Genomic DNA, 12895 nt, shown 5'->3' on the forward strand with positions numbered 1-12895 from the left:
CGCGATTCATCGATATCGCAACGGGCGCGAAACTCTGACTCAAAATGTGGGTAATCGTAAGCTTCACCGGATGGATACTGGCAAGCTGTTGTTCCGCATCCATGAGTCGGTGAGCACGGTTGTAAGAGCAGCATGTTTCCGTGTTCTCGCAATCGATACGCCGAGTCTTCCACACCCACCACCGGCAGTGGCTAACGCTAGTTCCACCGCGCTAGGAATCGATAATTTGACTCCGCCGTTAGCTCCGTGTCGATGGCGCCGCCATGCCCGAACCAAAGCCCTATACTCATGTCCGCCTGATCTGCTGCGATGACGGCGACTTCAACCACCGCTATGAGATTCGCGTCTCGACCTTTGTGCAGTTCGATGAGAATCCGGGCCGGCGATCCGTAACCGGCCAACCAAGCAAGAAAGAAGCGGAAGAGATCGCGAAGGAGATCGCCCGCAGCGAGCGAGCTAGGACCGGCGCTCCAGTCTGGAAATGACTTATCGGCCCGCCAGCGCGAATTGTTGGGCCGGAATGAAGAGAAGCCGGTTCGCACTTCGAGCGCGTTATAGTTCTTCAATTTTCAGGTCGAGATAGATGCGTCGGCAGAGAGCCACGAAAGCCTGAGTGTATCGACCGATCGCATCCACCGCGTCCTGCAAATCGTCTATCGTTACCTGCCATTGAAGTAGTTGAAGCTTATCCTCGCGCTGCTCGTATCGGCGATACTCGAACAGATGCCGCTTCTGCTGGTCTTGAGTGAAGATCAGGAAACCGTGGGCTAGCCAATGCCGCCGTTCCGTCCAATCGTGCAGGTGTTCGATCAATGGCAGGAAGTCGCTTGCGTAGCTGTCGAGAAGCCCACCGCTTTCAGCCATCACCTTGGCGGCATTGATCCTCTTGTCGAGAGCGTATCGAAAGCGACCATCCACCCTCACGGATAGGTCCGCGAGCAAGAATTCACATTGGGCATAGCTAGTAAGATAACGACCACGGAGGTAGGCCGCCTGGTCGATGAGATCACGCACCCACTGTTGCGGCAGTTCGTTCTCTTGCGAAGCGAAGTCCTTAAGGCTCATATTGGTCTCCGCTGGAATGCAAGGGGCCATCGTTCAGGACAAAACATGGGCAAGTTTCCCGGCGGGGTTTGGGGAGTGATCAGCTTCGGTTTGGTCGTCCTATTCGTCTACGAGATGTTCATTGTTGGCAATCCGAAGGCAAAGCAATTTCTAGACGAATGCCATAAGCGCGAGTTGAATGCGATTCCACAGCCGCATTCCGATCCTGACTACGAAAAAGTCGCTGCCGAGTGTCGCCAGCAGTACCGCGATACGTGGAGAAAATAGCGACGCCCCCTATGGCGCCTAGAGGCCCGCTGTTGCTGCGCCCCATCAGAACGCGCTGCTCTCAATCCGGCTCGTCGGAGGCGGGCAGTGATCGACCTCACAGAACGGACGCTTGCCTTTCGGCAAGCTCTGCATAGGCTGCGCACATATTCGCTGGGGACTTCGATGGGCGCTCTTCCTTGGTTTTCCTTATTCGTTTCCTTCTGGCTTGTGTGTGGCTCCGCCCACGCCGAGCGTCGTATGGCGCTCGTGATAGGGAACTCGGCCTATAAGAGCGTTCCGAGGCTCTCCAACCCGGCCAACGATGCCACCCTGGTCGGGGACATGTTCAAGAAGGCCGGGTTCGACTGGATCGACATTAGGACTGATCTCAATGCTGCTGAGATGCGGAAGGCTCTGCGCGACTTCGGTGGACGAGCGCGAGACGCCGAAGTTGCCGTCATCTACTACGCCGGTCACGGCATCGAACTGGACGGGGCCAACTACCTCATTCCGACTGATGCGGCTCTGGAGACCGATAGCGACGTTCTCGATGAGACCGTGGCGCTTGACCGGGCACTGTTCGCCGTCGAGCCTGCCAAGCAGCTTCGGCTCATCATTCTGGACGCCTGCCGCGACAATCCCTTCGCCAAGTCCATGAAGCGAACGGTTGCGGCCCGCGCCATTGGTCGTGGCCTCGCCAAGGTCGAGCCGAATAGCCCGAATACGATGATTGCTTTCGCAGCGAAGGCCGGGTCTACGGCCTCCGATGGCGACTCAAGGAACAGCCCCTTTGCCGCAGCGCTGGTCGAGCGGCTACCAACGCCGGGTCTCGATCTGCGCAAGGCATTCGGCTTCGTCCGCGATGATGTGTTGAAGAACACCAGCTATAGGCAGGAGCCATATGTCTATGGTTCTCTCGGCGGTGATGACGTGCCGCTCGTTGCTGCAAAGCCGATAGCCACCGGGCCTCAGGCAAGCCCCGACGATGCGGTTCGTCGGAACTATGAGCTTGCCATGCAACTCGGCACCCGCGATGGCTGGACAGCCTTCCTCAGCCGATATGCCGATGGGTTCTATGCCGACCTAGCCAAGGGCCAACTCAACAAGATCGCCGCGGAGGAGGCCCGCGCAGCGGAGGTCGAGAAGGCGCGGCAGGCCGAACAGAAGGTTGCTGCCCTTCCCGCGCCCGCACCTTCGCCTGAACCCGCGCAGTCGCCGCAAGAACTCGCCAAGTCGGTGCAGTCCGAACTCCGCCGCGTCGGCTGTCTGGCCGATGCGGAGAGCGGCGACTGGAACATCAAGTCGCAACGTTCCCTGACTTTGTTCAACAAGTACGCTGGAACGAAGCTCAACACGGCGCTCGCAAGCACCGATGCGCTGGACGCGATCAAGGCCCGGTCAGGCCGCGTCTGCCCGTTGGTCTGCGATCATGGTTTCAGGGCAGATGGAGACGCCTGCGTGAAGATTGCATGTCGCGCGGGCTATCGCGTCAACGATAACAATGATTGTGAGAAGGTTCAGGACAAGAAGCCGCCCATCGCCGTCCGCGATCAATCCAGAGTGCGAGATGAGACAGCACCTTCCAAGCAGCAATCATCTGGTCGAATGGTGTGCAATCAGGCTGGCTGTCGTCCCCTCAAGAGTGGATGCACCCTTGTTTCAAGGGGCGGGGCGGCACTGCGGGAAATAGAAATCTGCGACTGATTAGCGGCCAGAAGCTCCTTGAAACGCGACAGCGCTCGCGCGACCGGAACTTTGCTGACGCCTCCTCGTTCCCGGTGAGCGGGCACGAACATGGGCGAAAGCTATGAAATGGATGCTGGTGGTCCTTGTAGGCGGCGTCTCGCCCGTCAACACCGATCTTGTGTTCGATAAGTTCAGCGACTGTCTGGCCGCTGAGGAGCAGATGCGACAGCATTACGCTGATGCCTTCGACGCGTGGGATCGCATTGCAGCGGCAAGGATCGACCGGCGCAGGGACTACAAGAAAGCCCGTGACCTTGAGGAGAAGCGACTGTTGAGCAACGTGGGGACGTGTGTCCCGCACGGCGGCGGTGATCAGCAGCCGGTCGCGGCTCCGCAGCAGCAACCTCCCGCTACATCGTCGCAGCAGCCTGCTACGCCATCCCCGACGCAGCCAACACCGCAGCCGCCCCCGCGAACCTGATGCTGTTGCCCTCCCCACGGGGGGCGACGCACTCCCCCGTCAATATCGCGAGAAGTCCATGAACCGAGTCAATGGTAAGCCCGGTGCCCCTGGGGATATCGTTCTTTTTATGGGTTCCAACGCCTAGTTGTTAGCGCCAAAATGGTGGCATAAGAAAACACACGCGAAGTAATATTGGGCAATTGAAACTCAGATGACTGATGATTTGCCGGTACCAAGCGGGGATAGCACCCTGCCAACAATGAGCGATTGGATAGCGAGCTGGCTTGGGTTTCAGCTTCCCAGCATTCCAATGCCTCAAACGGTCAAGAACTTCGACAAGGCGGTAGGAAAGATCTTGCTTGCCGCGGGAGAGAACGCTGAAGCCCGCATCAAAGCCAATACCGGTAAGGCGAAGGCCAAGGGCAAAATTGATATTGATGGGATGTATCGAACGGCTGAAGACAAACGGAAGCTGGAGAACCGTGCAGCGACAGTTCAGATCGCTGTTGACGAGATGAACAACAAAGCGGCGCAGCAGGATGCTGGGTCCGAAATCGACGACGATTGGCTAAATCTCTATGCGAAGATAGCGGAAGACAAAACGTCCGAAGAACTCCAGAGTTTGTTCGGGAAAATCTTGGCCGGTGAAATTCAGAGGCCGGGAACGTTTTCCCTCAGAACGCTTCAGTTCCTTTCGACCCTTTCAAAATCCGACGCTAATGAGATCTCGAACTTTTTCTCGTATGTTCTGTTTGACCGCATTGTGCCGAACGCCAACGCACTTCCACACGGTCCCGAGATACACGCTCGATTGCTAATGGAAGAACTGGGGCTTGCGAGCAGTCCGACTGTATTCTCCGGCCTCATATGGAACATCAGCATTCCTGCAAATACCAACATCATCATGACAGCGTCCGGTTTTGGAATACTGATAATCAATCGGACGACGCGAGAGATAAACTTCCAACTCGAAGCGCAAATTCTATCAACGCCAGCGCGGGAGTTGGTGAAGATCGCCAACCCGCCTGCTGCGAATTTTGAATACATAAAGTCAGTGTCTCAAATCATCTTTGAGAAAATTAGAAATGCGGGGTTTTCAGAAGAGATTGTGAACAATGGCGCGGTTGCAGTCCAAGCTGGCCCTCTGATTTCGGCCAACACAATTGTGCCGAGTTATGTTGCGTCTATGCCGGGTCAAGCACCGTTGAGTTAGGCAACGAGGCTCAGCCGTCTCGGCCTCTCATAATGCCCAACCTACCGACGCCGTAGAGATTGCTTCCGCCGGTGGCGTGAGAGATGGTTGCCGTCGCTTCCCTCAAAGCCCCCACGTCGCAAGCTGCTGTTCAGCATTGGCCGGGTTCAGGATGATCCGGGTAACGGCCATCCTCTCCAGCCCGACAGTCCTCGCGATCTGGCTGGTGTTCATCGTCCCTTGGTCAGCAAGGGCTATCACCTCCTGAACCTGCTTACGGGTGAACGTGGGCTTGCGGCCTCGATACGTTGCGGGGCTCTCAGCCTTGGCGTGGGCGATGCCAGCCTTCTGCGCATCCTTCGTCGCTTCTGCCTGCGCTTGCGCAGTTGCGGCCATGAAGCCGATCAGCGCATCCCTCACAGCCATCTGCATCGGGTCGGTCGTTGCTCCATCGAACGTCATCTTGTTGATGACCGTCCTGATGACGACACCCCGACGCATGAACTCCCTGATGGTGTCCACGACATCGATGTAGTTGCGGCCAAGCCGGTCCACCCAACGCACAACGAGGGTGTCACCCTTCCTCAGTAGATCGAACAGCCGTTTGCCTTGCGGACGTTCCGCAAGCTTGGTGCTGACACCGCTGACGCCTTCGTCGGCAAGAACCTCATCGATCTCGAACCCTTCGGCTCTGGCCTGTTGGGCCTGATGTTGGATGGTCTGATCGGCTGTCGAAACGCGAGCGTAGAAGATCGTGGTCATGATGCCTTGCCTGTGATCACAAAGGTGATGATCACAGATCATGTGCTCACAGATCGGATGTCAACCCTTGTGAGCGCAGTTTTCGGGTCTGATCACTGGACTGAGCAGAAATGAGTAGGTCAACCAGTCAATCCTCAAGGTCTTCAAGGACGCCTCGCGCCACGTAATGCAGCAGTAGCGAAATGGCCCACGAACCGATCCAGGCAGCAATCGTGGCGAGCCGTGGTCCTGCCGGTGTGCCTATGGCTTCCAGCATCCTGATGTAGTCTGCGGGAGGAATAGCCAGCATGGCGTAGTATGGAGTGGCGACACCAGCGATAAAGAACGTGAGCGCGACGGTGTTGATGTAGGTTGCTCTGAGCTTGCGCCGTTCGATCCGCGCCGCCTTGCTCAACTCCGTTGATGTCATGTGCTTGCCCCCACCGGCCACCCCACAGGGGACACGCTGGCCTCCAGACTACCGATTACCGTCTCAAAAGTTTGCCAGAGTTTCAGACCGGCTCTGCGGCGTTGCCGCGCCTCCGCTCTTTTGTCGTCGTTACATCATCGCTTTGATGATCGCGGCAATGCCAAAGAGACAGGCCGCAACATTAATGCGGATGATGACCGTCGTAGTCCGGCGCGGCTGCATAGTTTGCTCTCATGAAGCACCCCGCGTCCAGTTGTGAGCGGCGCGATTTTGGACTGATTCGATGTGGAGCCAAATCCGTAGCATCACGGGTCCCCACAAAGGGTGAGGCTTGCATTGCCAAACAGTAGGGGGTACGCGCCAAGCAACCAGACAACCGCATACCAAAGAGAAAGCTCGCTCGATGGGAATTCGCTTGGACACCGTCTGACTTGAGCGTTATCGCTGTCAAAGGTCTCGAAATACGGAGAAGAGCATCCATGAGATTCGCTTGCGCGATTCTATTTCTGGCGATGACGCAGTCCGCGGTTGCGCAGCAACAAGGCACCACAATCACTCTGTCCTGCAACGGAACGAGCAAGTTTACGGCGACATCCGCCGCAGACCTGAAACCAGACCCGGTCACCAATCTCGGCATCATCGTGAACGCGGGGAATCGAACGGTCTCGTTCCTTGACAACGTAATACCGATCACGACCATCACTGCGACACTTGTTGCGTTCAGTAGCCAGTACGCAAAGAGGAAGCCGACTATCTCTGGCGGGATCGACCGGGTTACCGGGAGTGCTGATCTCGATTGGTGGTATGAGAACGTCGGCAACAACACCCATTGGGACCTTACGTGCCGTCCCGCCACTCGGCTCTTCTGAGGCCCCACGGGGGACACGCGGGTCTCAACACAAGCGACTATGCCTCAAAAGTTTCCAGATTTTCAGACCCGATGCAAGCGCCTGCGCGCGCTCAAGCAACGCCGATCTCTGTACGTGCTCGGCAAGTAAGCATCTACGCGAATCCGGCCAAAGTTGACCGTCCGTTTACATGTACGGGCAGCTCTTCCACCATCAGTCTTTCGGGTCCTAAAAGAGCGCCACGGCCTTTGTGGCGGACGTAAAAGTCCAGACCTGATATCGCGTGCTGGATTGATTACCCCTGTCGGGTCGGTTGCCTCCTTCGTGGAATGCGAACTATGATTGCATGAAAGGCGGCATCCCCGCCTCCACATGATGCTGGCGGGAAAAACGAATGTTGACGAATGCGCTGAACCAGATTCTTTACGGCCCTCCGGGCACGGGCAAGACATTCGCGACCGTGGAACTGGCACTGGAAATTCTGGACCCAGAATTTTTAAAGGCCCATCGCCTAGATCGTAAAGCGGTGAAGCGACGTTTCGATGAGTTATCTTCATCCGGTGATGTGCGTTTTGTTACCTTCCATCAAAGCTTTAGTTATGAAGATTTTGTAGAAGGGCTACGAGCAGATCGCGATGATGATGGTCAATTGAAGTACGCGGTTGAAGACGGTGTCTTCAAGACTCTCTGCAATTCCGCCGCCGCCCGTGTAACTCGGAAAACGGACACTCCTATCGATATTGAAGGTCGGCGCATTTGGAAGATGTCGCTGGGAAATACGTTAGGGGACGACGCGTATATTTACGATGAATGCATTGAAAATGGGTACGCGCTACTTGGATACGGTAGCGACGTAGATTTCAGCGGCTGCAAGACTCGCGATGAAGTCTTTGAGCGATTTGTCGCTGCTGGCAAGTTGGACGAAAAGGATTCCTATGCCGTAACGGCTGTCACAAACTTTCTGCTGAAAATGAAGAAAGGCGACCTCCTCGTCATCTCGGAAGGAAATACCAAGTTCCGTGCGTTTGGTGAGGTGACTGGCGACTATCGGCCGTTGGCTCGCGAGACTGATGGCGATGACAAATACGGACAATGCCGCGACGTGAAGTGGTTGCGGGTTTATTCACCGTCGCTTCCGCACGAACAATTGATGCACAATCAGTTCAGTCAAATGACGCTCTATGAGCTCAAGCCGAGCGCCATAGATAGGGTTAAGCTAGCGGCGCTGCTAAATTCCACGAGCGCAAATGTTTCATCCGCTGAGAGCACAAGGTCGCCGTTCCGAGTCGGTGATCGATTTGGGACCGGTTACGACGTGGTTCATATATCTCCGGATATTGTTGAATTAATCAAACCCAACAAGCGGCGCCTTCCGATCGGTATGAGTTTGATTAGGGCGCTCGCGGAATATGTCAGTCAAGGTGATCTGACCCTAGCAGATATAAAGGAAAAGCGCGTCTTCGATAGGGTGCCAAATACCCTACTAGAACCGTACCTCGTTAACGGCTACGAGAACATCCTATCGGCATTGGTAGAGCGGTTTTTGAGTAGCGCGCATGCGGATTCAACACCGAAAAGAGTTCCCGTGGATAGCCCGAAGGTCCTTATTATTGACGAGATCAATCGGGGGAATGTGTCTAGGATTTTCGGTGAGCTTATCACGCTGATCGAGCCATCCAAGAGAGCGAATGCTTCAGAGGCACTAGAACTGACGTTACCTTATTCAAAGACGCGGTTTAGCGTGCCAGCTAATTTGTACATTATCGGGACAATGAATACTGCAGATCGTTCCCTAACTGGCTTAGACATCGCCCTGCGTCGCCGGTTCGTGTTTAGAGAGATGCTTCCCTTGCCTGAGCGGCTCAAAGACGTCGAACTGCAAGGGCTAAATATTGGAAGACTATTGGCGGTTATGAACAACCGAATTGAGGTTCTGTTGGATCGCGACCACCGCTTGGGCCACGCTTACTTTTTGTCTCTGAAGGATGACTTAAGCCTTGATAATCTCGCATCGATTTTTCGACAACAGATCTTCCCATTGCTGCAGGAGTATTTCTTTGATGATTGGAGTCGTATCCAGCAGGTCTTGAACGACCATCGCAAAGCTCCTGTGAACAGATTCTTGCAACAGCCGAAGGCTGATATGGCAATGCTCTTTGGTGAGCAGACGACGGCAAGCGACCGAAACGAACGCTGGATAATCAACGACGATGCGTTCTCCAGAATTGAAGCGTACCTGGGAATAATTGACCATCAAATCTTGGCAGAAGCCGTTGGCGTCGAACGAGAGGCCGTGCATGGCGATCTAACCATTAAGCAATTGCAGAGCGGAACGATCGAGCTTTGGAAAGGCGGAGTCCGTCTAGAACCAGCCAGGCCGACTCTTTTGGCAATCGCCAACGAATTGGGTCTGGACACCAATTACCTATCCGGTACGCAGTTGAATACTCGCGACATGGGAAAACGAGTGATAGACGCCATTGGGAAATGAACGCTTGAAGCGCCTTGTCACAGTTCGGGAATATGCTTGGCTGACAACGAGCGAAGTGGAGACGTCGTCGCTTGACTATGGACAAGTATCATCATCTGCCTTTGACTGGCTCTGTAAACTCAGCAGTTCATTCAATTCCGGCGCAGCTCTGACGCAAATCAAAGACCAAAGCTGGCTGCAACTCGACAACTATGTTGGTGTCGTCGAAACGCCGTGCGGAACGCAGTTGGAAATCCTTCCAAAGCATTTTGTGGAGGGGGACTGCATCGAAGAGAGCCGTGCCTTGTTACTCAAAATGATGAGAACGGCGTTTGACCTGCCCACTAGAGGGGTCGGCGAAGCTCACTTGCAACTTTTCAACGCGCCTATAAGCGAGTGGGTAATGCACCAATTCTTGGAAGCTTTCGACCACTTAGTAAAGCGAGGAGTGAGATTCGAGTATAAACGTGTCGAAGAGGAGGCGCGGGTCTTGCGCGGACAGCTCAATCTGAGTGAGCAAATCCGACAGCGCCCGGAGCGTCAGCACCACTTCCAGATACGTCATGATATCTTCTCACCCGACAGACCCGAAAACCGATTACTCAAACTCGCGTTGGAGCGGGTGTGCAAGGCTACCCAAACCCCGTCTAATTGGCGATTGGCGCACGAGTTGCGCAGTCTACTTGCCGAAATACCCGCAAGCGATGATGTTAAGTCTGATTTCGCTAATTGGCGAAGCGACAGGCTGATGAGCCATTACCGCTGCGTCAGACCGTGGTGCGAACTGATACTTAATCAGCAGATGCCTACAGCAGTCGCAGGAGAATGGAAGGGCATGAGCCTTCTATTTCCAATGGAGAAATTATTCGAGCGCTATGTGGCGGCTTGCTTAGGAAGATCTCTAGCCACTGATGCTGAAATGACCAGGCCTAGTAATCAGTATCTGTGCTCGCACGACGGCGGTCCGATGTTTTGGCTGGAACCGGATATGATGATTGAAAGCGGCAAGTTACGTTGGATTCTGGACACGAAGTGGAAGCTTATCGATTCTTCAGATAGAAAAAATAAGTATGGTCTGAAGCAATCAGATTTTTATCAGTTATTTGCATATGGGAACACCTATCTACGCAATAACGAAGATGGGAGGCTTGTGCTCATTTATCCTAAACGAGCCTTGTTCGATAAACCTCTGCCCGTTTTTTCTTTTTCGGAACATCTAGTACTGTGGGTGTTACCCTTTGATCTGGAGACGGGGCGTCTGGAGAATTTCGCATTGTGCGGCCTTCCGTTGACTACTGCCTGATTGATCGCACATCCTGCGTCCAGTAAGGCGCGTATCCCCGACGCCGCCCACCGCGCTGGCATTTCGCATCGATTTGCAGCACAAAATCTGGATTCAATCAGATTGGCGACTATCAGCCTCAGCATATAGCCGTTCCGAAGCTGCGCCAACTAGGTCGGACCCTTGACAGTCAAAGCAATCCCGCTCCGGCATGGTCTTTGAAGATTTCGCTATCGCGCACGTACCCACGAAGCGTTTCGATCGACCTGTGTCGGCTCACATCCATCATCTTGAAAATGGAAGCGCCTGTCGATGCCGCAGATGTCAGAAAGCCCGACCGCAAGGAGTGGCCGGAAAATGTGTCTGCATCCAATCCGATCCTTTCTGCCATCTCCTTAATGACGTTGGCGACCGACCGCGACGTCAGCCGAGCGTTCCTCACCCTGTTCGCCTTGTTGATCGGACGAAAGAGCGCACCGGCTGTAATCTCGGCGGCGATCAACCATTCGCGCAACGCTCGCACGGGACAGGCTACGGTACCGCGCATTACTGCAATCACCGACCCCATTCCTTCCTGGTCGGTCTTCGAGCGGCGAATGATGATGCGCAGGCCCAGCTCTACTTCTTCTATATCGGCGACATCCAGAGCCACCAGCTCTGAGCGGCGGAATGCTCCTGCAAAGCCTAGGAGGACCAAGGCGCGGTCCCGCTTCCCACGAAGGGAATTGGGAGATGCTGCGACCATCGCCTTGACATGCTCGGCCAACGCAGGAGCTTTGCGAGCCTTCGCCGTCCCGACCGAGCGGCGAATGCCCCTGAGGGTCGCCTTCACGGCCTCCGCGTCCGTAGGGGTAGGGAGGCCCGCCAGCTTATGAAAGTAGCGGATCGCGGCCAGGCGTCTGGTCAGAGTCGAGGGCCTTCTTCCTGCCTCGGCTTCGGCAGCCAGAAAGGCTGCCAGGGTCTCGGCAGACGCGGGCAGGGCGGCTGATACTCCCTTAGCCTCACACCAGGCCACAAACAGCCCGTGGTCAGTTTCATAGGCCCTTCGGGTGCCGGGAGCCTTCTCCGCCTTGGCATAGCTGATGGCCGCCTCTAGGTCCTGGCCAAGCGACCCAGGGATCGTAGGGAGCGGCTCTCGAACAGCGGGAAGAGGGGCCATGCAAGATACTTCCGATAAGGACAATTATCGGAATTGAAGGTACACAACCGTAGAATGTATTGCCAGGCGTAGATTGTGGGCATTCCGCACACAGCCATGGGCCAAAACATTAGTCTGGCAGCGGTGCGGCTCCAAGTTCCGGCCCGCGTCAGCCCTGTAGGCTGACGTCCTTAGCGTCGGGTTGGGAGGTCTCAAACGAGTCAAAGCGCGGCTTTGGCGGGGAGGGCAGCTGTTGGCGCAAAGCGGGCGCTCGCAACAGAGCCGATGCGCTCATCATGCCCGAACATGCCTTCGCACCGGATCTTGCGCAGTATCAAAGGACGCCCTCTTGTCCAATAAATTCCGGCGAAGGCACAGTCGGGATCCTACCGGCACCTTCAGGAAATCCTTCGCGGGCTTCCGGCAGCGTCGCATGTGCTCCCACGCGGATGCGCAAGCCATGCTTTTTGGTTCATCTCGTAAAGTGCAGGATTCCTGCACCTAACGCGTGAATGGCGACTGTCGATCTCGGGAGCATTGATGTGACGAGCACGGATTGTTGTATCTGAGGAAGGGCAGAGGAGGTAACCCATATAGGTGATTGCAAAATTCGCATCTCTGTCTAACGATGCATGCATACGTCTTCCATCGCTCCACGTAGAGGCGGGCAAAACGCCTCTTAACTATTTTCCGGCCGATATAGCCGTCGCGCGGGCGGCCTTGAATGTTGCCGACCGTCAGGGGCGGCGCGCGATTGAATACGATTGCGACTTATGAATCCAATTGCGGATGAGTAAAGGCTTCGCAAGGACGATCCTTTGCAAGGACGATCCTCGGAATCTGATCATTAAACTCAGCGAGATCTGTCAGCCACTAGGATTTAGGGGTAGCAGATGGCAAAAACGAATCATTCGCCCACGATCGTAGCCAAGTCCACCGTTGCTACCGCAAGCCTCTCCGAGAAAACCAACCTGACGGACAGCAACACGCTGGATGCCGCGTCAGGAATGATCACGTTTGCAGATCAAGATCACGGCAACACGCATACGTCTTCCGTGTTTCTAGTCTCGGCAGTGACGTCAAACGCAATACCTGTCCCTCAATCTAGTCAAAATGCGATTTCCTCCGCTTTTTCGGCGGGCGTGACCAGCGAGAAAAAAGGGACGGTATCTTGGTCATTTTCTGTCCAAGACAAATGGCTCGACTTCTTGGCACAGGGGCAGACGCTTACAATAACGTACAATGTAAACATTGCGGACAATAAGGGCGGGAGCGTTACACAGCCGGTGACTATTGTGGTCACTGGAACGAACGATGCACCGACGACGAGA

General features: G+C 55.2%; 13 protein-coding genes and 1 pseudogene. 8 read left to right on the top strand and 6 right to left on the bottom strand.

What is annotated here, in order from left to right; translation table 11 throughout:
* Positions 1–197: 197 nt before the first annotated feature.
* Both WN73_RS13015 and WN73_RS13020 read right to left on the bottom strand, forming a co-directional pair.
* The gene (locus tag WN73_RS13015; protein ID WP_271553125.1) at positions 198–566 is read right to left on the bottom strand and encodes a hypothetical protein; all 369 of its coding nucleotides are present in this window, start codon (positions 564–566) and stop codon (positions 198–200) included.
* Complete coding sequence (locus WN73_RS13020; RefSeq protein ID WP_271553127.1) at positions 553–1065, bottom strand: hypothetical protein; 513 nt, start codon at positions 1063–1065, stop codon at positions 553–555. The genes WN73_RS13015 and WN73_RS13020 overlap by 14 nt, the downstream gene beginning before the upstream one ends.
* A 45-nt stretch (positions 1066–1110) precedes the next feature.
* Here WN73_RS13020 and WN73_RS13025 point away from each other — a divergent pair, with 45 nt between their 5' ends.
* The 4 genes from WN73_RS13025 to WN73_RS13040 all read left to right on the top strand — a co-directional run bounded on the left by WN73_RS13025 (position 1111) and on the right by WN73_RS13040 (position 4676).
* Positions 1111–1332 (top strand): hypothetical protein, encoded by a 222-nt coding sequence (locus tag WN73_RS13025; RefSeq protein ID WP_271553128.1) that lies wholly within the window; start codon positions 1111–1113, stop codon positions 1330–1332.
* A gap of 165 nt (positions 1333–1497) precedes the next feature.
* The gene (locus tag WN73_RS13030; protein WP_271553142.1) at positions 1498–3018 is read left to right on the top strand and encodes a caspase family protein; all 1521 of its coding nucleotides are present in this window, start codon (positions 1498–1500) and stop codon (positions 3016–3018) included.
* A gap of 103 nt (positions 3019–3121) precedes the next feature.
* Positions 3122–3481: a hypothetical protein gene (locus WN73_RS13035; protein ID WP_271553129.1), complete on the top strand. Its 360-nt coding sequence runs from the start codon at positions 3122–3124 to the stop codon at positions 3479–3481.
* A 193-nt stretch (positions 3482–3674) separates the two neighbouring features.
* The gene (locus WN73_RS13040; RefSeq protein ID WP_271553130.1) at positions 3675–4676 is read left to right on the top strand and encodes a DUF2806 domain-containing protein; all 1002 of its coding nucleotides are present in this window, start codon (positions 3675–3677) and stop codon (positions 4674–4676) included.
* A gap of 102 nt (positions 4677–4778) precedes the next feature.
* Here the strand turns inward: WN73_RS13040 and WN73_RS13045 are convergent, their stop codons facing one another.
* On the bottom strand, positions 4779–5417 hold the full coding sequence (locus tag WN73_RS13045; RefSeq protein WP_271553131.1) for a recombinase family protein: 639 nt from the start codon (positions 5415–5417) through the stop codon (positions 4779–4781).
* 127 nt (positions 5418–5544) lie between these two features.
* On the bottom strand, positions 5545–5826 hold the full coding sequence (locus tag WN73_RS13050) for a hypothetical protein (protein ID WP_271553132.1): 282 nt from the start codon (positions 5824–5826) through the stop codon (positions 5545–5547).
* Between the two features lie 479 nt (positions 5827–6305).
* On the opposite strand from WN73_RS13050, the gene WN73_RS13055 reads away from it, so the two are divergent.
* From WN73_RS13055 to WN73_RS13065, 3 genes are all read left to right on the top strand, one after another.
* Positions 6306–6695, top strand: coding sequence for a hypothetical protein (locus tag WN73_RS13055; protein WP_271553134.1), 390 nt, complete (start codon positions 6306–6308; stop codon positions 6693–6695).
* Positions 6696–7068: 373 nt separating this feature from the next.
* Positions 7069–9165, top strand: coding sequence for an AAA family ATPase (locus WN73_RS13060; RefSeq protein ID WP_271553136.1), 2097 nt, complete (start codon positions 7069–7071; stop codon positions 9163–9165).
* Positions 9166–9169: 4 nt separating this feature from the next.
* Positions 9170–10447: an McrC family protein gene (locus WN73_RS13065; protein ID WP_271553138.1), complete on the top strand. Its 1278-nt coding sequence runs from the start codon at positions 9170–9172 to the stop codon at positions 10445–10447.
* Between the two features lie 169 nt (positions 10448–10616).
* Here WN73_RS13065 and WN73_RS13070 read toward each other — a convergent pair whose 3' ends face one another.
* The gene (locus tag WN73_RS13070) at positions 10617–11258 is read right to left on the bottom strand and encodes a site-specific integrase (protein ID WP_271553143.1); all 642 of its coding nucleotides are present in this window, start codon (positions 11256–11258) and stop codon (positions 10617–10619) included.
* Between the two features lie 45 nt (positions 11259–11303).
* Positions 11304–11585: pseudogene (locus WN73_RS13075) on the bottom strand (site-specific integrase); the annotation flags it as partial.
* Between the two features lie 872 nt (positions 11586–12457).
* On the opposite strand from WN73_RS13075, the gene WN73_RS13080 reads away from it, so the two are divergent.
* Positions 12458–12895: VCBS domain-containing protein (locus tag WN73_RS13080; protein ID WP_271553140.1), on the top strand; the 438-nt coding region annotated here is incomplete at its 3' end.

The sequence above is a fragment of the Bradyrhizobium sp. CCBAU 45394 genome, assembly GCF_028128655.1.
GTDB classification, from domain to species: Bacteria; Pseudomonadota; Alphaproteobacteria; order Rhizobiales; family Xanthobacteraceae; genus Bradyrhizobium; species Bradyrhizobium diazoefficiens.

What these genes read in the sequence shown, in the direction of transcription:
- WN73_RS13020 (WP_271553127.1), bottom strand. Translation starts at nt 1,065, where the DNA reads ATGAGCCTTAAGGACTTCGCTTCGCAAGAGAACGAACTGCCGCAACAG.
- WN73_RS13025 (WP_271553128.1), top strand. Translation starts at nt 1,111, where the DNA reads ATGGGCAAGTTTCCCGGCGGGGTTTGGGGAGTGATCAGCTTCGGTTTG.
- WN73_RS13030 (WP_271553142.1), top strand. Translation starts at nt 1,498, where the DNA reads ATGGGCGCTCTTCCTTGGTTTTCCTTATTCGTTTCCTTCTGGCTTGTG.
- WN73_RS13035 (WP_271553129.1), top strand. Translation starts at nt 3,122, where the DNA reads ATGAAATGGATGCTGGTGGTCCTTGTAGGCGGCGTCTCGCCCGTCAAC.
- WN73_RS13040 (WP_271553130.1), top strand. Translation starts at nt 3,675, where the DNA reads ATGACTGATGATTTGCCGGTACCAAGCGGGGATAGCACCCTGCCAACA.
- WN73_RS13045 (WP_271553131.1), bottom strand. Translation starts at nt 5,417, where the DNA reads ATGACCACGATCTTCTACGCTCGCGTTTCGACAGCCGATCAGACCATC.
- WN73_RS13050 (WP_271553132.1), bottom strand. Translation starts at nt 5,826, where the DNA reads ATGACATCAACGGAGTTGAGCAAGGCGGCGCGGATCGAACGGCGCAAG.
- WN73_RS13055 (WP_271553134.1), top strand. Translation starts at nt 6,306, where the DNA reads ATGAGATTCGCTTGCGCGATTCTATTTCTGGCGATGACGCAGTCCGCG.
- WN73_RS13060 (WP_271553136.1), top strand. Translation starts at nt 7,069, where the DNA reads ATGTTGACGAATGCGCTGAACCAGATTCTTTACGGCCCTCCGGGCACG.